Source organism: Planomonospora sp. ID82291, from assembly GCF_015711645.1.
GTDB lineage: Bacteria > Actinomycetota > Actinomycetes > Streptosporangiales > Streptosporangiaceae > Planomonospora.
This window is the reverse complement of sequence record NZ_JABTEX010000001.1, coordinates 2,149,153-2,172,206: the sequence shown is the minus strand read 5'-3', so window position 1 is coordinate 2,172,206 and position 23,054 is coordinate 2,149,153. Positions and strand designations below refer to the sequence as shown.

At 72.1% G+C, this 23,054-nt stretch carries 17 protein-coding genes and 2 tRNA genes; 5 read left to right on the top strand and 14 right to left on the bottom strand.

Annotated elements, in window-relative coordinates; genetic code table 11:
* Positions 1-99: 99 nt before the first annotated feature.
* Positions 100-176, bottom strand: a tRNA-Thr gene (locus HS045_RS09730).
* 212 nt (positions 177-388) lie between these two features.
* Here HS045_RS09730 and lepB point away from each other — a divergent pair.
* A complete protein-coding gene (gene lepB, locus HS045_RS09725; protein WP_196450745.1) occupies positions 389-847 on the top strand; it encodes a signal peptidase I in 459 nt (152 codons plus the stop codon).
* Positions 848-920: 73 nt separating this feature from the next.
* On the opposite strand, the gene HS045_RS09720 is transcribed toward lepB, so the two are convergent.
* The 10 genes from HS045_RS09720 to topA all read right to left on the bottom strand — a co-directional run bounded on the left by HS045_RS09720 (position 921) and on the right by topA (position 14,408).
* The gene (locus HS045_RS09720) at positions 921-1,685 is read right to left on the bottom strand and encodes a metallophosphoesterase (protein ID WP_196450744.1); all 765 of its coding nucleotides are present in this window, start codon (positions 1,683-1,685) and stop codon (positions 921-923) included.
* 193 nt (positions 1,686-1,878) lie between these two features.
* Positions 1,879-2,730 (bottom strand): regulatory iron-sulfur-containing complex subunit RicT, encoded by an 852-nt coding sequence (locus tag HS045_RS09715; RefSeq protein WP_196451139.1) that lies wholly within the window; start codon positions 2,728-2,730, stop codon positions 1,879-1,881.
* Between the two features lie 278 nt (positions 2,731-3,008).
* The gene (locus tag HS045_RS36085) at positions 3,009-3,674 is read right to left on the bottom strand and encodes a permease-like cell division protein FtsX (RefSeq protein WP_196450743.1); all 666 of its coding nucleotides are present in this window, start codon (positions 3,672-3,674) and stop codon (positions 3,009-3,011) included.
* A gap of 182 nt (positions 3,675-3,856) precedes the next feature.
* A complete protein-coding gene (locus HS045_RS09705) occupies positions 3,857-4,411 on the bottom strand; it encodes a SigE family RNA polymerase sigma factor (protein WP_196451138.1) in 555 nt (184 codons plus the stop codon).
* 126 nt (positions 4,412-4,537) lie between these two features.
* Positions 4,538-5,692, bottom strand: a complete 1,155-nt coding sequence (locus HS045_RS09700) for a glycosyltransferase family 4 protein (RefSeq protein WP_196450742.1) — start codon at positions 5,690-5,692, stop codon at positions 4,538-4,540.
* Positions 5,689-6,435 carry a hypothetical protein gene (locus HS045_RS09695; RefSeq protein WP_196450741.1) on the bottom strand — a complete coding sequence of 249 codons (747 nt, stop codon included), beginning with the start codon at positions 6,433-6,435 and terminating at the stop codon, positions 5,689-5,691. Before HS045_RS09695 ends, HS045_RS09700 begins: the two co-directional genes overlap by 4 nt.
* Before the next feature lie 331 nt (positions 6,436-6,766).
* A complete protein-coding gene (locus HS045_RS09690; RefSeq protein ID WP_196450740.1) occupies positions 6,767-7,948 on the bottom strand; it encodes a DNA polymerase III subunit delta' in 1,182 nt (393 codons plus the stop codon).
* Between the two features lie 81 nt (positions 7,949-8,029).
* The gene (gene tmk, locus HS045_RS09685; RefSeq protein WP_196450739.1) at positions 8,030-10,093 is read right to left on the bottom strand and encodes a dTMP kinase; all 2,064 of its coding nucleotides are present in this window, start codon (positions 10,091-10,093) and stop codon (positions 8,030-8,032) included.
* A gap of 69 nt (positions 10,094-10,162) precedes the next feature.
* On the bottom strand, positions 10,163-11,512 hold the full coding sequence (locus tag HS045_RS35810; protein WP_304609587.1) for a metallophosphoesterase: 1,350 nt from the start codon (positions 11,510-11,512) through the stop codon (positions 10,163-10,165).
* A gap of 223 nt (positions 11,513-11,735) precedes the next feature.
* Positions 11,736-14,408 (bottom strand): type I DNA topoisomerase, encoded by a 2,673-nt coding sequence (gene topA, locus HS045_RS09675; protein WP_196450737.1) that lies wholly within the window; start codon positions 14,406-14,408, stop codon positions 11,736-11,738.
* Between the two features lie 159 nt (positions 14,409-14,567).
* Here topA and HS045_RS09670 point away from each other — a divergent pair, with 159 nt between their 5' ends.
* Entirely contained in the window at positions 14,568-14,753 is a 186-nt protein-coding gene (locus tag HS045_RS09670) for a DUF5703 family protein (RefSeq protein ID WP_068900476.1), read from the top strand.
* Between the two features lie 452 nt (positions 14,754-15,205).
* Here the strand turns inward: HS045_RS09670 and HS045_RS34335 are convergent, their stop codons facing one another.
* The 3 genes from HS045_RS34335 to HS045_RS09640 form a co-directional block, all read right to left on the bottom strand.
* Entirely contained in the window at positions 15,206-16,603 is a 1,398-nt protein-coding gene (locus HS045_RS34335; protein WP_230883509.1) for a chaplin family protein, read from the bottom strand.
* A 235-nt stretch (positions 16,604-16,838) separates the two neighbouring features.
* Positions 16,839-17,462 carry a hypothetical protein gene (locus HS045_RS09645; protein ID WP_307827439.1) on the bottom strand — a complete coding sequence of 208 codons (624 nt, stop codon included), beginning with the start codon at positions 17,460-17,462 and terminating at the stop codon, positions 16,839-16,841.
* A gap of 108 nt (positions 17,463-17,570) precedes the next feature.
* Positions 17,571-18,878, bottom strand: coding sequence for a M20/M25/M40 family metallo-hydrolase (locus HS045_RS09640; RefSeq protein ID WP_196450736.1), 1,308 nt, complete (start codon positions 18,876-18,878; stop codon positions 17,571-17,573).
* Positions 18,879-19,041: 163 nt separating this feature from the next.
* Here HS045_RS09640 and HS045_RS09635 point away from each other — a divergent pair.
* From HS045_RS09635 to HS045_RS09625, 3 genes are all read left to right on the top strand, one after another.
* Positions 19,042-19,126: transfer RNA gene (locus HS045_RS09635), tRNA-Leu, on the top strand.
* Between the two features lie 401 nt (positions 19,127-19,527).
* Positions 19,528-21,000, top strand: a complete 1,473-nt coding sequence (locus HS045_RS09630) for an MDR family MFS transporter (protein ID WP_307827438.1) — start codon at positions 19,528-19,530, stop codon at positions 20,998-21,000.
* A gap of 719 nt (positions 21,001-21,719) precedes the next feature.
* Positions 21,720-23,048 (top strand): hypothetical protein, encoded by a 1,329-nt coding sequence (locus HS045_RS09625; protein WP_196450735.1) that lies wholly within the window; start codon positions 21,720-21,722, stop codon positions 23,046-23,048.
* Positions 23,049-23,054: the final 6 nt, after the last annotated feature.

Below are 23,054 nucleotides of genomic sequence, written 5' to 3'. Positions count from 1 at the left end.
GATCTTCGATGCGCAGACCGCCGATAAGCCGACGCGATCCGCCTGTCAGCAGGGCAACGACGAGAGGCCCCCACCGGGAACCGGTGGGGGCCTCTGGCCTGGAGCCGCCTTGGGGAATCGAACCCCAGACCCCTTCATTACGAGTGAAGTGCTCTGGCCGACTGAGCTAAGGCGGCGTGCCACGCGTGTGCCGCATGGCTTACGGAAGTCTACACGGTCCCGGAGGGTCCCCGCGCCCCCGGATCACCCGATCAGGGCACGACCGCTCCCGGCGGGGGCCGCCCTGTCCCCTGGAAACGATTGCTCCGATAATGTCACGATGATCCGCCTCCGGCTCCCCCTCCTGCTCGTCGTTCCCCTGGTCACAGCGCTGTCAGGTTGCGGCTTCATGGCAGACCGCCTGATCTCCAAGGCCTCCGGCAAGGAGGTCATCCGCGCGGTCGGCGAGTCGATGGAGCCCACGATCAAGAAGAACAGCCTGGTGACCGTCAGGACGGTCCGCGGCGGCTACGCACCGAAGGTCGGTGACATCGTCGTCTTCAACGCGGCCCAGTGGGGGATCGACGGCTCGATCCTCCAGCGCGTCATCGGTGTCCCGGGGAGCTTCGTCCAGTGCTGCGACGCGGACGGGCGGCAGCTGCTGAACGGCACCCCTCTCGAAGAGCGCTACCTGTCCCCGGATGTCCGCCAGAACCCTTTCGGCCCGGTGACGGTCCCCGCCGGACGGTTGTGGATCGAGGGCGACAACCGCGCGGTCTCCCTCGATTCGAGGTGGCACCGCGACGCTCCCGGAGGCGGCACCATCGCGGTGTCCGACGTCATCGGAGTCGTCGAGCTCGACGGTTAGAGCCGCAGGCGGGCGGCCGGTCGCGGGAAGCCCGGAGCCGCCGCCGTACCGACCGCGCGCTTCCCGGCACCGCTCACCCCGCGGGGGCGGCCTCCCGCAGCACCCCGTCCGCCGTGAGTTCGAGGACCGCCACCGTGTCCGCCGGGGCGGTGCCGTGCCGCACCTGGGACAGGCAGACCACGTCCGTCGCGCCGATCCGCTCCCGGTACGGCACGTGCATGTGGCCGCAGACGTGCACCTGCGGATTGAGGGCGTCGGTCAGCGCGCGGATGCGGTCGCAGCCCACGGCCGCCTTGCCGTGGTGGCGGTAGGCCAGACCTGCGGGCCAGTCGTGGGTGATCAGCAGGTCGATCCGCCGGTCGCGAGCCTGGCGGAGGAGGTGGTCGACGTGCGGCCGGGTGAAGTAGCCGTACTCCTTCAGCCGCTCCGGGTCGACCGCGGGCGGCTGCGCCGGCTCGCTGAAGTGCCGCGAGTAGATCCCGGACAGGAACGCGACCCGGAGCCCGCCGATCTCCGCCACACCGGAGCGCCCCAGGAAGTGGAAGCCGGGCGCCCACTCGCCGGGACCGTGCTCGTCGAGCGCCGGCCAGGGCTCGTGGTTGCCGCCGATGAAGTACACCGGGGCGCTCATCTCCTGCAGGCCCGCGGCGAACCGCGGGAAGTCCCCGACCTTGCGGTACTTGGCCGGACCGGCCACGCCCAGGCTCTCGGCCTCGTCGCGGTTCGGCTCGGCGTCCCCGACGCTGAAGATCGCATCGACGGGACCCGCGTGCCGCCGGATCATCGCGTCGGCCAGGGTGAAGTCGGCGTGGATGTCCCCGATGACCGCGAATCTCATGACCGAAGCATGGCGAGCCGCCGTTTCCGCGGGCAACCGGATTTCCCCGCCCGTACGGCGCACCACCCCGGTCGGCGCACCACCCCGGTCGGCTCCCCGGACCCGTACGGCGATCCGCCCCGATCAGCCCCGCGGACCCGTGGCGGGTCGCCGCCCAGGTCAACCCTCGTACCCGTACGGCGAGCCGCCCCGGTCAGCCCTCCGGACCGGCCTCCGCGACCGCGACCGCTCCGCCGTACGTCGCGTCGTGCTGCTTGCGCGGCGAGCAGACCGAGGCGGACGGGCAGGCGCAGCGGCGCCCGCCGTCGTCCAGGCGGACCACGACCGCGTCCGAGGGGACGTTGCGCCCCACCACGGTCCCCGAGCCCTCCGGCGTGTCGACCTTCAGACCGAGCCGGGGCATCGTCTTGTGCGCCTCGACGTAGAGCGGGTGCTCGTACTTCAGGCAGCACATCAGCCGCCCGCAGGCCCCCGCGATGCGCAGCGGGTTGACCGGCAGGTCCTGGTCCTTGGCCATCCGGACGGATACCGGCTCGAAGTCCTTGAGGAAAGTCGCGCAGCACAGGTCGCGGCCGCAGGGTCCGATGCCGCCCTGGAGCCGGGCCTCGTCACGGGGTCCGATCTGGCGCAGCTCCACCCGGGCGCGCAGGTTACGGGCCAGGTCGCGCACGAGCGCGCGGAAGTCGACGCGGTTCGGGGCGGAGAAGTAGACCGTGTAGACGCCGGTCGCGTCGAGGTAGTCGACGCCGACGACCTTCATCGGCAGCTCGTGCCGTCTGATCAGGCGCTTGGAGACGCTCCGGGCCTCGGCGCGGCGGCGCTTGTTGGCCTCGTCGCGGGCGAGGTGCTCCTCGGTCGCGATCCCCTCGCAGACCGGCAGGCCGCCGACCTCCTCGCTGGTCCACTGCGGCGCCCACACGCACTCGGCCACCTCGGGCCCGGCCTCGGTGGGCACGAGCACCTTGTCGCCGACCTTGGGGCTGTGCCCGCCGGGATCGAGATAGTACAGCCGGCCGTAACGGGTGAAGCTCACGGCCATGATCATGCTCATGCGACTCCCGGATCCACGCTCGGAGTACGGCTACCGCCCACCCTACGCGCCACCGCCGTCCCGGTGGGATAACACGCAATCCGGGACGGTCCACGGCGAACCGCCTTCCGGTCGGTGGGCTGGAGCCGCAGCCGGGCATCACCGGCGGCACGGGCCCGCGAAGGCCTCCACGCACCGGCCGGGAGCCGCCGTCCGCCTTCGGTGACGCCCGGCACTCCGCGGGCACCCGCTGACGGGGTGGTCGTCCACACCCTGTGGACGACCACCCCGGGTCAGCACTCTTCCCTGTGGAACAGGCAGAACGAATCGACGACGTTGGAGACGCCGGGGAGCCCTTGCACGGCTGCCTTCACCTTCTCCCGCATCCGGCGGTCGGCGGGATCCACGACCCGTATCCGGAAGGACTCGGGCATGTCCTCGACCTGGATCGCCCTGAGCAGCACCGTGTTCTCCCGGTTGTGCGCCGTGAAGTTCGCGTAGGCCGTGCGCATGTCCTCGAAGACGATGCTCTCCACCTCTGGGAGCGCGTCGAGCGTTCGCCGGATCTCCACCCTGCGCGCCTCCGTCGCCTCCTCTCCCGCGCACTCCGGGAAGGGATCGAGTCTCTTGCAGAGGAAGACCGAGATGTGCACCGTGTCGGCCGACTCAGGAGCGGCCCCGACCATGGACATGGCGATGATGTGCTCCTTCGTCAGCCGGGGGCCGGGCGGGTCCGGCGGCACCACCCGCATCGCCGTGAAGGCCGCGACGGCCACCGCGGCGACCGTCGCGGCCGTGGCGAGCAGCACTGGGACCCGGCTCCGGCGGGACGGGACGATGAACGGCAGCGGGCCCCTGATCCGGCGGCGGGCCGGTACGGCGGGCAGCGGACGGATCCCGGTGGCGGTCGCGGCGGCCCCGGCCAGGGCGTCGCGCAGCCGCTCCTCGGCGAAGGACACCGGGCCTCCCCCGGGCGGACGGTCTCCGATGGCGGACACCGGACGCTCCCGGTGCGGGCCGCTTCTGCCAGACGCCGGGCCCTCCCGGTACGAGCTGCTTCCGGCAGGCGCCGGGCCCTCCCGGTACGGACGGTTTCCGGCAGGCGTCAGGCCCTCCCCGGACGGGCTGTTTCCGGCGGCGGTCATGATTCCTCCCCGAGCTTTCGGGCGAGCGCGGCGAGGCCGCGGGCGAGGGTGGACCGGGCGGTGCTCGCGCCGATCCCCATGGTCTCGGCAATCTCCAGGTCCGACAGGTCGAGGTAGTAGCGGAGCACCAGCGCCTCCCGTTGCCTGCCGGGCAGGGCGCGCAGGGCGAGGAGCACCTCCCGGCGCTCCTCGCCGAGCAGCGCGGCGTGCTCGGCGGACCAGACCGGCGGCTCGTACGGCACGGCCCGCCGGAACGCGACCGCCCGGCGGCGCAGCACGGAACGGGCCCCGTTCAGCACGGCCGAGCGGATGTAGGCCAGCGCCCTGTGCGGGTCGCGCAGGCGGAGCCGGCCGGCGTGGGTCCGGGTGAACGCCTCCTGGACGACGTCCTCGGCCGTGGCCTGGTCGCCCACCATGAGCAGCGCCAGCCGCACCAGTCCGAGGTGGTGTTCGGCGAACAGCCCCGCGACGTCGACGCGGTCCCTGGCCAGCGGCTCCCCGTGGGAGAGCAGCTCTATCTCGGGTTCCGGGGTCGTCCCCGACAATGACATGGTCACGTCACAGAGACGCCGGACCGGCCCGTCTGCTGCTTTACCCACCGGAACTCCCGGGGCCTCCGCCCATCGGACGCCTGCGGACCGGCCCCCCGGCTCAGCCCGTCGATCCGGCCCGCCGGCTCAGCCCGCCAGCGTCGCGAAGGTCTTCTCCCAGCGGTCCGCGATCCTGGCGATGTCGTAGCCGCGGGCCGTCTCCACGGCGTTGGCGGCCATCCGGTGACGGCCCTCCTCGTCCTCGATCATCGTCAGCAGCCCCTCGGCGAGGGCGTCGACGTCGTCCGGCGGGACGAGCAGCCCGTCGCGGCCGGGGGTGATGATCTCCCTCGGCCCCCGCGGGCAGTCGAAGCTGACCACCGGCACCCCGCACGCGAACGCCTCGATGATGGTCATGCCGAAGCCCTCGAAGCGGGAGCTGACCGCGTGGATCGAGGCCTTGGCCAGCTCGCCCTCGATGTCACCGGTCGGGCCCATGAAGGTGACGTTGTTGTGCAGGCGCAGCTTCACGGCCAGCCGGACCAGTTTGTCGGAGACCCGGCCCTCGCCGTAGATCCGCAGCCGCCAGTCCGGCCGGACCTCGACCACCCGGGCGAACGCCTTCAGCAGCCGGTCGTAGCCCTTGACCGGCACCAGCCGCCCCGCGGCCAGCACGATCCGGTTCTCCTGCCGGGAGCGCGGGCGCGGCCCGCCGGCCAGCCCGTTGCCGATGGTGAACACCCCGGTCCGCGACCCGCCGAGCATGGCCCGGTAGTCCCGCTCGTCGGCCTCGGTGAGGGTGACGACCGCGTCCAGCTCCGGGTACCACCGCCGGATCTCCTCGAACAGGCCGGGCTTGTGGGCCTCGAAGTGCAGGTGCTCCTGAGCGATCGTGACGACCCGGCGGCGCGCGAACCGGGCGGCCATGATGTTGAGCCCGGCCCGCGTGGTCACCAGCACGTCGGTGCGGAGCCGGCGCAGCTCCCGCCGGAGCACCTCGTCGCTCCAGGCGTTGAAGGAGGCGTAGGCGCGCTCCTCCGGGTGGACCAGCGCACTGGGCTCCCCGCTCAGCCGCTCCGCCTTCCTCGTGTACGGCCAGCGCACCCGGGCCCCCTCCCGCAGGTCCACCAGCGCGCGGAGCCGGACCTTCGGGCCGAGCGGGAGGAACGGCTCATCGGCGTGCCGGAAGACGCTGATCACCTCGACGTCGTGCCGGGCGGACAGCTCGGTGGCGAGGTCGAAGGTGGCGCGGATCGTGCCGCCCATGCCGTAAGCGTTGAGGATCAGGAACGAGACCTTCACGCGTCCTCCCCCTCCTCGACCGTGCAGGCGACGGCCAGCGCGTCGGTGTCGGTGAAGTACGGCCGGACCCGCACCCGGTCCACGCGCTGGGCGGGGAAGCGCACCTTCTCCTTCTTGCCCGGGATGTCGTCGAGCCGGGCGGCCAGCGGCAGCCGTACCTCTCCGACCTGCGCGAACAGGTCCCAGAAGACCCGCCGCCTCGCCTGCCCGGCGGCCATCGGCCCGATTCGCAGGGCCCCGGTGAAACGCCGCCCGGAGAGCGCGGCGCCGCCGTCCGCCTCCGGCCCCTTCCTGGCCACGGCCACGAGCCGGGCCGGACCGGCGGGCGGCTCGCCGTAGGCGAGCACCCCCTCGACCACGATCGTCCCGTCCTCCGGGTCGACCCGGGTCACCTCGACGTACGGCCGGACCTCGCGGACCATCAGGGCGAGGGTTCCCACGGGGGTCCGGAACGCCCGGATCTCCCTGTCCCGCGGCCTCGCGGCATAGGCGACCATCCCGTCGAGCGAGAACCCGGGGTCGTCGGTGGCGACGGGCATGCCGTTCCTCGCCACCGTCCACGTCCCCGCGGCGAGCCCGGTCAGGTCGGTGCCGGACCGTTCCTGACCGGTCTCCGCATGCCGCAGGAGGATCTCCCCGTCACCCGGTTCCCACCATTCGATTCTCAACGTGTCGTCGTCGTCCACCCGGCTCGTGACCGCCCGCCCCACTCCGGGCGGACCCACCTCGCGACGCGTTCCCATGCCGACCAACAGCCCCCTGGTCCTCTCCGCTCGTCCCCGTAGAGCAGACACGCCTCAGATTGATTTATAACGAATCAGTATAGTTTTGATCGGATTCTAACGATCTCTTCCTGTGCTTTGAGGGAAGTCGACCCGAATTGGTTCCATTTCCTGAGAAAATACGAAAAGGGACCATCCGGTAACGGACGGTCCCTTTCCTGATGAACGTTCAGCCTGCAGAGGTGCTGCGGACGAGCTCGGGGCCCCTCAGAAACGCGGGCCCCTCAGAGCCACGGGCCCCTCAGAGACATGGGCCCCTCAGAGACACGGGCCCCTCAGAGACATGGGCCCCTCAGAGACGCGGGTTCCGCAGGGAGAGCGTCATCGCCTCCACGGCCATCTGCGGATTGACGTTGGCGGACAGCCGCCGCCGGCACAGCATGATCGCGTCGATCCTGCGCAGGGTGTCCTCCGGAGAGGAGGAGCGGGCCAGCGCGTCGAGCTCGGCCCGGCGGTCGTCGTTCGCCAGTTCCACCGGCGCGCCGAACTGCACCGCCAGCACGTCGCGGTAGAGCGCCACCAGGTCGAGCAGGGCCGCGTCGATGACGTCCCGCTTGGTCCGGGTGGCCCGTGACTTCTGCCGGTCCTCCAGGTCCTTCATCGCCCCGGCGCCGCCCCGGACGAGCCCCTTGTTGAGCCCCTTGCCGGTGGAGCCCTCGCCGTAGACCTTGCGCAGCTCGGCGGTCTCCGCCTCGTTGAGGATCGAGGTGACCGCGGCGGCCTCCTCGTCGGCGGTCTTCACCAGCCGCTCGGCCGCCGCCACGCACTCGCCCACCCCGGTCAGCGACGCGGGGATGGACAGCACGTCCTCGCGCCGCCTGCGGGCCTCGGCGTCCAGGGCCAGTCTGCGGGCCCGGTCGAGGTGCCCCTGCGCGGCCCTCGCGGCGGAGGCCGCCGTCTCCGGCGGCACGTTCTCCCGGGTGGCCAGCACGTGGGCGACGGCGGCGGTGGGCGGGGTGACGAGCGTGACCACCCGGCAGCGGGACCTGATGGTGATCATCATGTCGTCCGGGGAGGGCGCGCAGAGCAGCCAGACCGTCTTCGGCGGCGGCTCCTCGATCGCCTTGAGCAGGGCGTTGGAGGCGCCCTCGGTGGCCCGGTCGGCGTCCTCGAACAGCACGACGCGCCAGCCGCCCAGCGTGGGGGCCCCGGCCGCGCGGAGGATGAGCCGCCGGGTGTCCTTGACACCGTACGAGAGCCCCTGGGGGCGGACGACCTCCAGGTCGGGATGGGAGCCGATCGCCACCTGGTGGCACACGTCGCAGTGGCCGCAGCCCTGGTCCGGGCAGAACAGCGCGGCCGCGAAGGCCCGTGCGGCCTCCTCCCGGCCGGACCCGGGCGGCCCGGTGAACAGCCACGCGTGGGTCATCCCCGACCCGCGGCCCCCCGCCAGGAGCTCGGCGCCGGCCGCGGCGGCCCGGCGGAGCGTCCCGGCCGCCCGCTCCTGGCCCACAAGGTCATCGAAGACTCCCACGCCGTCAAACCTACCGCCGGCGTCGCGGGGATCCGCCGGGATCCGCCGGGATCGCCGACCACGCGAGCCGGGGCGGACGGGTCAGTCGCGGATGGCCGGCATGGTCCCGGTGACGTCCTCGGCCTCCCGGGGCACCGGGTCGGGCAGCACCTCGCGCACCCGGTCCTGGATGAGCCGGGAGATCTCGTCCTGCGCCAGCGTCCCGTCGACGACCAGGTACCGGGCCGGGTCGGCGGCGGCCAGGGTGCGGAACTCGCGGCGGACCCGCTCGTGGAACTCCAGCGGCTCGGACTCGATCCGGTCGGCGGCCCCGCCCAGCCGGGTCAGACCGACCGAGGGCGGGGTGTCGATGAGCACGGTCAGATCGGGCACGAGACCGCCGGTGGCCCACTCGTTGACCCGGGCCACGTCCTCCGGTTCCAGCGCCCGGCCCGCGCCCTGGTAGGCCAGCGAGGAGTCCACGTACCGGTCGGAGACCACCATCGCCCCCCGGCGCAGCGCCGGTCGGATGACCTTCTCCACGTGCTCCGCCCGGTCGGCCGCGTACAGCAGCGCCTCCGAGCGGGCCGACAGCCCCTGGTGCACGGCGTCCAGCAGGATCGCCCGCAGCCGCATGCCGACCTTGGTCGACCCCGGCTCCCGCGTCTGCACCACGTCGAAGCCCTGGTCGCGCAGCCAGATCGCCAGCAACCGCGACTGCGTGGTCTTCCCCGAGCCCTCGCCGCCCTCGAACGCGATGAACATCCCGTGCGGCTCCTCGGCGCCCTCCGGCGCGGGCCGCCTCCCACGCACCGCCGCGGCCAGGTCCGCGATGATCGGGACGCCCCGGCGGTCGTCCATCTGCCGCAGCGCGAGCAGGCCCACCCCGGACGCCAGCAGCGCGCCCACCAGCAGCACCAGGTTGGAGCCGTCGAACCGGTAGACCGGCTCGCCGCCGATCGAGATCGTGTGCTCGCCGTACAGTCCGGCCAGCGCCGGCGCGACCGTGACGATCAGGAGCAGGGTGACCCGGGCGAGCGACTGCAGGAAGGAGAACGTCCGGCCCCGCAGGTGGTCCTCCACCTCCAGCCCGATCATCGTGTAGCCGATGATCCACGCGATCCCGGCGCACGCGCCGAGCAGCACGGCCAGCAGGACCACGATGACCAGGTTGTGGATGAGCGCGGTCGCGGCCAGGACCAGCCCGGCCGCGACGATCGAGAGCCCGAACATCCGGCGCCGCGAGAGCCCGCGCAGCAGCCGGGGCCCGAAGAACATGCCCGACGCCATGCCGGCGAAGACCGCCCCGAACACCACGCCGTAGGCCGCGTCGCCGCCGCCCAGCGCCTCCACGTAGATCTTGGCCACGCCGACCACCGCGCCGCCGGCGGCGAACGCGCCGATCATGCCGATGACCAGCCCGCGGACCAGCCGGTCGCCGCCGGCGAACCGCCAGCCCTCGACGATCTGCCGGAGCACCGACGGGGTGGTCGCCGCGGCGACGTTCCTGCGGGGGATGTCCCGGAGCGTGAAGATGAGGAACGCCGAGACGAGGTACGCCAGGGCGTTGACCAGCAGGGCCGGATAGGTCTCGCGGGCGGCGAAGTACGGCACGAGGGCGCCCAGCGCGTCGCCCGCGACCGACAGCACCGCGAAGAGCAGCGCGGCGACCGGGGCGGTGCCGTACGTGACCAGCAGGTTGAGCTGGTTGGCCTCCTCCAGCCGCTCCTTGGGCACCAGGTTGGGCACCGTGGCGTCCTTGGCCGGGACCCAGAAGAGGTTGACGCACTCGACCAGGAAGGTGGCGACGAGCAGCCACTGGTAGCCGGCGTCCGTCAGGGGGATCGACAGGACCAGCGCGAACCGCACCAGGTCCGCGGCGAACATCGTCAGCCGCCGGTCGAACCGGTCGGCGAACGCGCCCGCGAGCGGCCCCAGCACGATGGCCGGGAGCATCTTCACGACGAAGACGCCGCCGATGGCCAGGCTCTGCGTCTGGTATCCGTCCGCGGCGGTGAGGTTGCCCGCCAGCGCGGTGAGCGCCAGCAGGTTCAGCCAGTCGCCGAGGCTGCACACCGACATCGCGGTCCACAGCTTGCGGAACGGGGCGTTGGCCAGCACGTGGGGGGGCTTGCGGCGCGCGGTGCTCCGGCCAGGGGAGGTCATGACGCCAGGGTATCCGGGTGCCCGCCGGACGGGGGAAACGTGAGCCGGACTGATATATCGGCCCGCGCGTCACCGCAATTCGAGCAGGGTGATCTCCGGAGGCGCGCCGACCCTGACCGGCGGGCCCCAGAACCCCGCCCCACGGGTGACGTAGACCTGCGTGCCGCCGACCTCGCCGAGTCCCGCGACCACCGGCTGCTGCACCGGCACGACCAGGTTGAAGGGGGCCATCTGGCCGCCGTGCGTGTGCCCGGACAGCTGCAGGTCCACGCCGTGCTCCGCCGCCTGCACGGCCTGCACCGGCTGGTGGGCCAGGAGGACGACGGACCGCGAGCGGTCCCGTCCGCCGAGCGCCCGCTCGAAGTCCGGCCCGCCGGCGGCGCCCGTTCCGCCGGTGGAGGAACCGCCGGGGACACCACCGGGGGCGCCACCGGTGACGTCGTCCACCCCGGCGAGGTCGAGGACCGCTCCCCCGTGGGCGATCTCGACGCGCTCGTTCCGCAGCACGCGGACGCCCAGGCCGCCGAGCTCCTCGATCCACTCGCCCGGACCGTTCGCGGTGTAGTACTCGTGGTTGCCGGTGACGAAGTAGGAGCCGTAGCGGGACTCCAGGTTCGCCAGCGGGCGGGCGAGCCGGCCCAGCTCGGCCACCGTGCCGTCGACCAGGTCGCCGACGACCGCGACCACGTCGGCCTGGAGCGAATTGATCATCCGGACGATGCGCTCGGAGTGTCCCAGGCCGGTGAGCGGGCCGAGGTGGATGTCGCTGACCACCGCGAACCGCAGCCCGGCCAGCCGGGGGTCCAGCCGGGGCAGCGTCACCCTGACGGACTCGATCACCGGATCGCCGAGCGCCGTCCGCACGCCGTACCCGACCGTGGCCAGCGCGCCCACGCCCGCGACGGCGGCGGCCGTGCGCGCGATGAAGAGCCTGCGGCCGATCGCCTCGGGCTCTCCGCCGCGCGCGGACGGCTCCGCCGGATCCGGGGGCTCCGCGGCGGGAGCCGTCGCCGGGCGCGCGCCCGTCCGGGCGGGGACCGGCTCATCCACCGGGACCGGTTCGGCCGCGCGGGTCGGGCGCCGGTCCGACGGGTGCCCGGCGGGCGTCGCCTCGGGCCCGCCGCGGCTCCGGCGATTCAGCACGAACAGGGCCAGCGCCCGGGGAACCTCCAGGACCACCAGGAACACCAGGAGGTAGAACATGACCGCGATCCAGAAGAACCCCGGCCAGGCCAGGAGGTGGCCCCACCCGGCGCGGGAGCCGACGAGCGTCACGGGGACGAGCGCACCCAGGCCCAGCAGGACCCAGGTGAGCACCCGGCGGGTCCGGCCGGGAAGCGTGGTCGCCTTCACCAGACGGCGCCAGAGGTAGTAGTGGACCAGCGCCACCACCCCGAAGACCAGCACCACGAAACCCATGACCGCCACCACTCGCCTCTCGCACCCGCCCGCCGCACCCGGCGCGTCCTGGTCCAGAACGCCCGGAACGACGGATGCGTTCCCGCAGGTCTGAGAGGATTCTCAGCCCCGGGCCGGAGGCCTGCCTCAGGTCCGCGGGCCGGTCGGGAGCTCCGGCTCAGGTCTTGGCCTTCGCCTCAGGAGCTCCGGCTCAGGTCTTGGCCTTCGCCTCAGGAGCTCCGGCTCAGGTCTTGGCCTTCGCCTTGGCGCGGGTCGGGCGCTTGGGCGCCGGGCCGCGGGCGCGGCGGTCGGCCAGGAGCTCGGCGGCGCGCTCGGTGGTGATCTGCTCGACGTCGTCGTCCTTGCGCAGTGAGGCGTTGGTCTCGCCGTCGGTCACGTACGGGCCGAAACGACCCTCCTTGACCACGATCGGCTTCTTGGAGACCGGGTCCTCACCCAGCTCGCGCAGCGGCGGCGCCGCGGCGGCACGGCGACCGCGGGTCTTGGGCTGGGCGAAGATCTCCTTGGCCTGCTCCAGCGTGACCGTGAACATCTCCTCCTCGGAGGCCAGCGACCGCGAGTCCGTGCCCTTCTTCAGGTAGGGGCCGAACCTGCCGTTCTGCGCCGTGACCTCCTGGCCGTCGATCTCTCCCAGGACCCGGGGCAGCGAGAGCAGCCGCACGGCGTCCTCGAGCGTGACGGTCTCCAGGGACATCGACTTCAGCAGCGAGCCGGTCCGCGGCTTGGGGGCGTCGGCCTTCTTCGTCCGCTTCTTCGCCCCCTCGGCCGGCGGCGGCTCCTCGGGCAGGATCTCCGTGACGTACGGCCCGTAGCGGCCGTCCTTGGCCACGATCATGTTCCCGGTCACCGGGTCCCTGCCCAGCTCGCGGTCGCCGGTCGGACGGGAGAACAGCTCCTCGGCCACCTCGGCGGTGAGCTCGTCGGGCGCCATGTCCTCCGGGATGTTCACCCGGGCGCCGTCGCGGTCGAGGTAGGGGCCGTAGCGGCCCACCCGGATCACGATGTCGGTGCCCCGGATCGGGAACGAGCTGATCTCCTTGGCGTCGATCTCGCCGAGGTCGCTGACCAGCTCCTTCAGGCCCTCGTCGCCCTCGGATCCCGCCGCACCCCCGCTGCCGTAGTAGAACCGGCGCAGCTCGGGCACCCGCTCCGCCCGGTCGTTGGCGATGTCGTCGAGGACCTTCTCCATCTCGGCGGTGAAGTCGTAGTCGACGAGGTGGGCGAAGTGCCGCTCCATCAGGTTGACCACGGCGAACGCCAGGAAGGACGGCACCAGGGCGGTGCCCTTCTTGAAGACGTAGCCCCGGTCGAGGATCGTCCCGATGATCGACGCGTAGGTCGACGGGCGGCCGATCTCCCGGTCCTCCAGCTCCTTGATGAGCGAGGCCTCGGTGTAGCGCGCGGGCGGCTTGGTGGCGTGCCCCAGGGTGGCGAGCTCGCGCGCGGTGAGCCGGTCGCCCTCGGTCAGGTTCGGCAGGCGCTTCTCGGAGTCGTCGCGGTCGGTGGACGGGTCGTCCGCGCCCTCGACGTAGGCCTTGAGGAAGCCGTGGAAGGTGATCGTCCGGCCCGAGGCGCTGAACTCGACCCGCTCGCCGGCGCTGGAGGCGCCGCCCGCCTTGACCGTGACCGACTCGCCGACCGCGTCCTTCATCTGCGAGGCCACGGTCCGCTGCCAGATCAGCTCGTACAGCCGGAACATGTCGCCGCTCAGGCCGGTCTCGCCCGGCGTGCGGAACTCCTCGCCCGAGGGGCGGATCGCCTCGTGCGCCTCCTGCGCGTTCTTCACCTTGCCGGCGTAGACGCGCGGCTTGTCCGGGACGTACGCCGCGCCGTACAGCTTGACGGCCTGGCTGCGGGCGGCGGCGACGGCGGTCGCCGACAGCGTGGTGCTGTCGGTCCGCATGTAGGTGATGAAGCCGTTCTCGTAGAGCCGCTGGGCGATCTGCATGGTCAACTTCGCGGAGAAGCCCAGCTTCCGGCTGGCCTCCTGCTGCAGCGTGGTCGTCCGGAACGGGGCGTACGGCTTGCGGGTGTACGGCCGGCGCTCGACGGAGCCGACCGTGTAGGAGGTGCCCGAGAGCCGTCCGGCGAGGGCCCGGGCGGCCTCCTCGTCCAGGTGGAGCACGCCGGGGTTCTTCAGCGCGCCGGTGCTCGCGAAGTCGCGGCCCTGGGCGACGCGCCTGCCGTCCACGCCGGTCAGCGTGGCGGTGAACTCGCGCGGGACCTCATCGCGGCCGGTGTCGAACAGCGCCTGCAGATCCCAGTAGCTCGCGCTGGTGAACGCCAGCCGCTCGCGCTCGCGCTCCACGACCAGCCGGGTCGCCACCGACTGCACGCGGCCGGCGGACAGGCGGGGCTTGACCTTCTTCCACAGGACGGGGCTGACCTCGTAGCCGTAGAGGCGGTCGAGGATGCGCCGGGTCTCCTGGGCGTCGACCAGCCGCAGGTTCAGCTCGCGCGGGTTGGCCACCGCCTCCTGGATCGCCCGCGGGGTGATCTCGTGGAACACCATCCGGTGGACCGGGACCTTGGGCTTGAGCACCTCGCGCAGGTGCCAGGCGATCGCCTCGCCCTCGCGGTCCTCGTCGGTGGCGAGATAGAGCTCGTCGGCGTCCTTGAGCAGCTGCTTGAGCTTGTTGACCTGGGCTCTCTTGTCGGCGTTGACGACATAGAGCGGCTCGAACTCGTGGTCGACGTTGACGCCCAGACGGGCCCAGGGCTTGCCCTTGTCCTTCTCGGGGATGTCGTCGGCGCCCTGCGGGAGGTCGCGGATGTGGCCGATGCTGGACTCCACGACATAGCCGCGGCCGAGGTACCCGGCGATGGTCTTCGCCTTGGAAGGCGACTCGACGATCACCAGGCGGGTTCCGCCGGCGTTGCCGTTCTTGGCTGGCACGCTGCTTCCTACCTCGCTGTTCGCATTCGTTCCCCGTTCACTTCCCTCTCGGGCTACCCGATCCTGGTCGGAGGCACTCCCGAGGAAAGCCGCAAGGACGCAGAATAAAGCCCGATGAGTACCGACGTCCCCCAGCCCACCTCTCGGAGACTAACCGCTGTGCTCGACTACTCCTACTTGGTTCTTCATCTCCCGCGCGGCACCTCCAGGAACGCCGCCCGGCAGATCCTCACCGAACACGCAGAATACGGCGGCTGGGAGCTCGACCGCCTGCGACTGTATCCCGACGGCCGCCGGGACGTCCGGCTGCGTCGGAAGATCATACGCGCGACGCGGACGATGTGACCCTGTCGCCTCTGTCCGGAATCGGACATCGTCCGCCGTCACGGACAGGCCGTCCCTCCGCGCGTCCCTCCGCCTCCTCCGCGCCCGCGAACGGGCCGGCGGCCGGGCGCGCGCCACCGCCCGGCGACCGAGGCCGACCGGCGACCGGAACCGCGTGCGCGTCGCCGGCAGGCGACCGAGGCCGACCGGCGACCGGGGCCGGATGCGCGTCGCCGGCCGGGTCCTTCCTGACCTGACTCCGGACATGGCTTTGCCCGTCCCGGGCCACGCCCCCGGAACGGGCAAAGCGTCTGTGCTCCCCGGCAGGTCCGGGGACGCCCCGCGCCGCGCGGTACGGCGAGCGACCGGCCGCCGCTCGCCCCACCCGGCGGGAGCCGGATCGGCGGGCCGGTTCGGCGGGTCTCCGCCTCCCCGGCCCTCATCGTGCCGTTGCTCTCGTGAGCCTGCCGAGGCTAGGCCTTGTGCTTGCCGAAGCGGACCCGGCGGGTGGTCGCGAAGAGCGTGGCGGAGGCCGCCGCCATCGCGCCGACCACCAGGGCCAGCAGCGAACCGGAGGTCATCCCGGTCACCCCCGCGGGCTGGGCGGCGCTCATCAGGCCGATCCCGTCGAGGCCCGGAACGGCGTCGCGCAGGCCGTCCGCCGGGGCGGAGGTGTGCCGGGCGCCGCGCTTCTCGGTCTCGGACAGGTTCGGCAGCTCGGCCAGGCCGGGCACGCCGTCGACCGCGGGCAGGGCGGACGAGGAGGCGCCGCGCATCGCCTGGGCGGCGCCGGCGTCCTGGGCGCCGTTCAGCGCCGGGACGACCGGCAGCGCCGGGAGGAGGCCGGCGGTGTGCTTGCCGGGACGCTTGCCCCACTTGTCGTGGCCGTGACCGTCGTACCCGTGGCCGCCGTGTCCGTGGCCGGGCCTGCCGACGTGCGCGCCGCCGAGGCAGCCCGCGGCGGCGTCGGCCAGCACGGCCACCGCGTTGCCGCAGACGTTGACCGGCGCGGTGATCGGCGCCACGACCTGGTTACCGCCCAGGATGCTGCGCTCGCCGCTGGTCCGGTTGCCGCCGGCGCCTGCGCCGCCGTTCTTGACCGAGGCGCCGCCCTTGCAGCCCGCGAAGGCCTGGCCGATGACCGCCCCGACGGCGTTGCCGCAGACGTTGACCGGCGCGGTGATCGGCGCCACGACCTGGTTGCCGCCCAGGACGCTGCCACGGCCGCTGGTCCGGTTGTCACCCGCGCCGGAGCCCTTGCCGTGCCCGCCGTGGTAGCCGTGACCGGGCTTGCCGCCGTTCTTGACCGAGGCGCCGCCCTTGCAGCCCGCGAAGGCCTGGCCGACGACCGCCCCGACGGCGTTGCCGCAGACGTTGACCGGCGCGGTGATCGGCGCCACGACCTGGTTGCCGCCCAGGATGCTGCGCTCGCCGCTGGTCCGGTTGCCGCCGGCGCCGGAGCCCTTGCCCGACTGCTCGACGGACGCGCCGCCCTTGCAGCCGGCGGCGGAGCGGCCGATGACGGCGACGGCGTTGCCGCAGACGTTGACCGGCGCGGTGATCGGCGCCACGACCTGGTTGCCGCCCAGGATGCTGCGCTCGCCGCTGGTCCGGTTGCCGCCGGCGCCGGAGCCCTTGCCCGACTGCTCGACGGACGCGCCGCCGACGGAGCCGGCCTCCGACTCGCCGATCACGGCGACGGAGTTGCCGCTGATGTCGATCGGCAGGGTGATCGGCAGGTTGACCTGGTTGCCGCCGCCGATCGAACCGTCGCCCGAGGTGTCGTCGGCGAAGGCCGTACCGGTGCCGAGGGACATGACGCCCAGTGCGAGAAGGGCCGCGGGGGTCGTGCTCTTAACCCACGTACGCATGCTTGAAGCTCCTTGTGGTTCATTCATGGGGGTACCTGACATCTCGTGCATGAGGCGCGCGGGCAGGCGGGATCCCTGCGGGAGACCGCACAGCGGACGCCCGGGCGGCCGGCACGAGAACGGGGATCGCTCATCACCCGTGATGCGGAACGGCTCCTCCGTCAGAAGGACCAGGGCGCGTTCCGCCCGACCGGCGTTTTCGTCTCGCGAAACACGGCCGGTCCATGGGACGGGATCAGTCGGGAGAGAAGGAGGGGTCGTCCGCCGCTGTGCGGACGACGGGCGGGAGCACCCCGGCGAGCGGGGCGCGCTGTGCCCTGAGGCGCGGGTCGTGGTCGAACCGCGTGACGTCTCCCACACCCGGCCCGAAGGCGCCGGATCCACCGCTCGTCTGGGGCACGAATCCGTTCGCCCCGGCGTTGTGATCGGCGGTGGAGGGTGCCGGGAATCCCGGAGCCGACTGGCTGGTGAGCCCGTCGACGCCGCGCCCGGCCATTGCTTCGGCGTTTCCTTCCGCCGGCAGGTCACCGCTTTCCGTGGGGAAGTCACCGATCTCGGAGATCGGCTCGGAAGCGGCGGTGTCGAGAGGGCCGGAACCCGCGACCGGGGGCGCCGCCTCCGCGGTGGTGCCCGCGGACGCCGGAGCGGCGCAGAGGAGTCCGAGGACGACGGCGAACAGCCACCCGGCGGCGAGCAGCCCGCCGGCCGCGAGGACCCGTCCGGCGATCCGCCGGGCGCCCGTCGTGAACGGCGTGGTCCGGGGGTCCCGGACGACGGGCGCGCCGATGGAGAGGAGCACGGGCGCGCACGGGACGGCGGGCGGGAGAACCCCCCGCTGCCCTTCCGTCGTGCGCGCCACGCGACCTCCCCAGCTCCTGGCGCGGGCCACGCGAACGCGGCCCGCCCTTCAACGGAGAGTTACGCTAGCACTACGTCGAGTCAGCGCAATGGCTTTTCCGGGAACGCCTCAGCAGCGGTCCAGGAACCGGTCAAGAACACGCACCCCGAATCGGAGCGAATCGGTCGGGACCCTCTCGTCCACCCCGTGGAACATCCCGGAGAAGTCCAAGTCCGCAGGGAGCCGCAGCGGCGCGAACCCGAACCCCCGCATGCCCAGCCGGCTGAAGGCCTTCAGGTCGGTGCCCCCCGACAGCGTGTACGGCACCGCCAGCGCCCCCGGGTCCTCGGCGGAGAGCGCGTCGGCCATCGCGCGCACCAGGGGCCCGTCGAAGCCCGTCTCGATCGCGATGTCGTGGTAGACGAACTCCCTGGTCACGTTGGGGCCGAGCAGCCGGTCGATCGTCTCGAAGAACTCGTCCTCGTAGCCGGGCAGGAAGCGCCCGTCCACGTGCGCGGTCGCGGTCTGCGGGATGACGTTGGCCTTGTAGCCGCCCGCCAGCATGGTGGGGTTGGCGGTGTTGCGGAGGGTGGCGCCGATCATCCGGGCCAGCGGGCCGAGCTTGGCCACGGTCGCCTCGGCGTCGTCGGTGTCGAGCTCCAGCTCCAGCGCCTCGGAGACCTCGGTCAGGAAGGTCTTGACGGTCTGCGTCAGCCGTACCGGCCACTCGTGGCGGCCGATCCTGCCGACCGCCTCGGCCAGCTCGGTGACGGCGTTCTCGTGGTTGAGCATGGAACCGTGCCCGGCCCGGCCGCGGGCCGTCAGGCGCATCCAGGCGATGCCCTTCTCGGCCGTCTCGATGAGGTAGAGCCTGCGGGCCTCGTCGAGGGAGACGCTGAACCCGCCGACCTCGCCGATCGCCTCGGTGCAGCCCTCGAAGAGGTCGGCGTGGTTGTCGGTCAGCCACTGCGCGCCGTACGAACCGCCGGCCTCCTCGTCGGCGGTGAAGGCCAGCACCACGTCCCGCGGCGGGCGGCGGCCCTCGCTGAGCCGCTGCCGGACCACCGCGAGGATCATCGCGTCCATGTCCTTCATGTCGACCGCACCGCGCCCCCAGACGCACCCGTCGGCGATCTCTCCGCTGAGCGGGTGGTGGGTCCAGTCGTCGGCGTTGAAGGGGACGACGTCGAGGTGCCCGTGGAGCAGCAGCGCCGCACGCGAGGAGTCCTCCCCGGCGATGCGCGCGACCACGTTCGCCCGGCGGCCGTCGGACTCCAGGATCCGCGGCTCCAGGCCGACCTCGGCCAGCTTCTCCGCGACGTACTCGGCGGCGGCCCGCTCGCCCGGCCCGGTGTTGTCGCCCGCGTTGGTCGAGTCGATCCGGATCAGGTCGCGGCACAGCTCGACGACCTCGTCCTCACCATTGAGCGCGGTCATGTCGACTCCTTCGGTTCGGTACGGCTTGCGTCTCCCATCCTGCCGCCGCCGGAGTCCCGCCGGCATCCCGGGGACCTCGGCGGTAACCGATATGACGTGTGCTCAAAGGTTTGCTAACCTGGGTCCGCCGACGAGGGATGACGGTCTCACGTGCAGGCACCAAGTCCGGGTGGCGGAATGGCAGACGCGCTAGCTTGAGGTGCTAGTGCCCTTTGCGGGGCGTGGGGGTTCAAGTCCCCCCTCGGACACGTACCCTTTCACTATGTGAGGGCTGAGGTTCACCTCGGCCCTCACTTTTGTTTTCCCGGACAAGCCGCGTCTGGCCGCGGTCGAGGACCCCTCGGCACCAGTCGAACGGGTCGGAACATCAGGCTGCGTGTGGTGCTGGGGCTGAGTCCTCAGCTTCGGGGCCGTCGGCGGCTTGTCGGTCCCCACCCGGGAGTGCGGCGGCCGGCTCGGGCGCCGGTCGCGGACAGCGCGAACGGGAAAACCAGGTGACATTTCGGATCACCTCCCCGAAGGTTGGACGAGGTCGACGAATTCTGTCGGTGGCGTACGTCACTCTTGTTCGGCCATGTCCTCTCGTCACGTCAAGGCCGGAACGCCGGCCGTTGACCACGTCATGTCCGACTACCCCGATCGAGGTGCCGTGTCCAGCCGACTGCTCGACTCACCCGCCCGACCAGCGGCCGCCGGTGCAGGCCGCACGCCGGCCGTGATCCGCCTGCTGGTGCTCGCCACGTTCGTGGTCATCCTCAACGAGACGATCCTCATCAACGCGATCCCGCGGTTGATGCGTGCGCTGAGCATCACCGAGCAGACCGCGCAGTGGCTCTCGACCGCCTTCATGCTGACCATGGCCGCGGTCATCCCGATCACCGGGTGGTTCCTGCAGCGGGTGTCCACCCGCACCGCGTACGCCACCGCGATGGGCCTGTTCCTGCTCGGCACGGCGCTGGCCGCCGTCGCGCCGTCGTTCGAGGTGCTGCTGGGCGCGCGCATCGTCCAGGCGTCCGGGACGGCCGTGATGATGCCGCTGCTGATGACCACGTTGATGCAGGTGGTGCCCCAGGCGCAACGGGGCCGGGTGATGGGCAACGTCACCCTGGCCATCTCGGTGGCGCCCGCGATGGGCCCGGCGGTCTCGGGGGTGATCCTCCAGTTCGGGTCCTGGCGCCTGCTGTTCGCCGTGGTGCTCCCCATCGCCGCCCTGATCGCCTGGCGCGGCCTGAAGCAGCTCCAGAACGTCGGCGAGCCCCAGGCCGGCACCATCGACTGGTTCAGCGTGGCGACCGCCGCCATCGGGTTCGGCGGCCTGGTCTACGGGCTCAGCCGGTTCGAGGGCGGTGACACCGGCGTCGCCGCCGCGATCGTGGCGGCCGGCCTGACCACCATCGCCGTCTTCGTCCTCCGCCAGCTCTCGCTGCAGAAGCGCGGCACGCCGCTGATGGACCTGCGCACCCTGCGCCACCGCACCTACGCCGTCGCGCTGGTCCTGATGGCGGTGGCCTTCATGGCGATGCTCGGGTCGATGATCCTGCTCCCGCTGTACCTGCAGAACCTCCGCGGGCTCAACGAGCTGCAGGCCGGACTCCTGGTGATGCCGGGCGGCCTGGCGATGGGTCTGCTCGGACCGGTCGTCGGCCGCCTGTTCGACCGGTTCGGCGGCCGGGTCCTCGTCATCCCGGGCGCGGTCGGGATCACGCTCGCGCTCGCCGGTTTCACCCAGATCACCATGACCACGCCGTACTGGCAGCTCCTCGGCCTGCACGCGCTGCTGATGGTGAGTCTGGCCGCGACCTTCACGCCGGTGTTCACCCTCGGGCTCGGATCGCTCCCCCCGCACCTCTACTCCTACGGCAGCTCGATCCTGAGCACGCTGCAGCAGGTCTTCGCAGCCATCGGCACCGCACTCGTGATCACCGTGATGAGCGCGCGGGCCGATGCCCTGAGGTCCACGGGCACCACCGAGGCGCTCGCCGCCCTCGACGGCATGCGGCTGGCCTTCGTCATCAGTGCGGTCCTGTCGGTGGCCGTGGTCGTCACCGCCCTGCTCCTGCCGGCCCGGGCGAACGGCACCGGCGAGACGGAGGGCTCCGACCGGATGACGGCCCACCTGTAGGCGTCCTCACGCCGATGACGGCCCACCCGCAGGCGTCCTCACGCCATCGCCGACGGCCGTCTCACGGCGGCGCCGAAGGCCGCACGCTCCCGGATCCGCGCATCACCGGATCCGGGAGCGTGCGGCCGTTCTCGTGTTCGCGCCTCTGGGCGGCAGCGGCAGGCCGCCCCTGCCGAGACCCGGAACGCCCCGTACACCCGGAGCGCGGCCTTCCCACCGCCCGGCCGCTCACCGTTCGACGGGCCGATCCCGCTCACCGTTCGACGGGCCGATCCCGCTCGGTGCCTCATCGACGTGGCCACCGATGAGCTCCCGAGTAACGGACGGCCCATAATGCGTATATACGAACAACCCCATCGATCGCCATGAACATACGAATGGCATTCATGTCATACGTCCTGTAATGATCATGAGATTCCGGAAGGATCTCCGGAGACGGCGGAACGGACTCTGCGGAGCCGCCTTCCTGGGACTCGACGACGGAACGAATCTCTAGAGATGTCCTGGTGAGAACGATCTCCGCTCTCTGAGCGTTCGCCGAATCCCAGGTTTCGGATAGTCCGGATTTTGGGCGTTATGCCATTTATATGACAGAAGCTTTAAGCGCTAATAACCCTGTCCCTTTACCTTCCCCCAGGATCATTGTCAGTCTAATATCGGGATCTATGTCGCGGCATGCATCAGATTCCCCGGGCAGGCGAGTCTGGCTCTCCCAGCGCATGGATGCCCCTGCCGCACAGGATTTCGACGACGGCCTCTGGGAGCCCGAACGGCTGTCCACGGTCGGATGGCGCAAGATCGCCGTGTTCGGGACGGCCGTCACCGTCTTCACCGGTGTAGGCGTCTGGATCGTCCTGTCCGGCTCCTCCGGTCCCCGGACCCTGCTCGCCCACACCACGCCCGCCCCCAGCAGGACGTCATGGGAGGCGGCGGTCCCGCCCCCGTCGGGCGGCGTGCTCCCGTCCGGCGGCCCCTCCGCCGGCGGCGTGCTCCCGCCCGGCACTCCCCCCTCGGCCGACGCCGCGGAGAAGGCCGGACCCGGAGAAGTGATCACTCCGGCCGATCCGACCACGGCCGCGGAGCCCCCGACGGATCCGGCCGCCACCCCGGCTGCTCCGGAAAGCCCGACCACCACCACGGAGCCCACCGCGTCCGCGCCCGAGTCCCCTGCGGACGTCTTGCCGACGCGGATCACCGCCAAGGACGCGCGCCGCATCCACGGCCGATACGCCCGGGAGCTGTCCATCGCCCAGACGAAGATGGACGCCAAGGCGATGGGACGACTGGAGCACGGCCTCGCCCTGGAGATGTCACGGGCGGCGTTCGCGACCGCCCGCCTGGAGGGCACGCAGGTGGCGGCCGGTCTGTGGCCCCGCCCGAGGCTCTGGGTGCCCCGCGACTCCGCGGGGACCACCGACTGGTTCGTCGCGGTCGCCCACCAGCAGAAGGTCGCCCGGATCATGGACGTGATGGCCTCCACCCCGGCCGGCTGGCGGCTGGTGGGCTCCACCGCCGACACCCGCCCCGTCCCCGCGCCGCTGCCCGAGATCGCCACCGACGCCGAGGGCTACGCCACGAGCCTGCCGGAGAACGCCACGGGCCTGCGCGCGACCCCGCGCCAGGTCGCCCGGGCCCATCTGGCGAGCCTGGAGAGCACCCGGCCGGACGCGCGGTTCGCCGACGGCCCGTGGACCAGCGAGGCCGCGCTGTTCTGGCGGCAGGAGCGCGCCCAGCTGGAGCGGGCCGGGTGGCGGCTCTCGCTGTCCTACCGGCAGGAAGGCCCGGTGCGCTCCCTCATGACCAGCGACGGGGGCGCCCTGGTCTGGTACGCCGCCCGCTCCACCGACCTGCGCACCGCCCGGCGGGTGGGCGCGCTGGTCACCTTGAAGGGTGCGGCCGCGGTCCGCACCGGCAACAAGGCGTTCTCCCACTCGGCGGGTGTGACGTACGGCCGCATGTACGCGGCCTACATCCCGCCCGCCGGTTCCAACGAACGGGTCCGTGTGCTCGGCGAGTGGTCCGAAGTTCTGGAGAGCCACGGCACCTGACGTTCC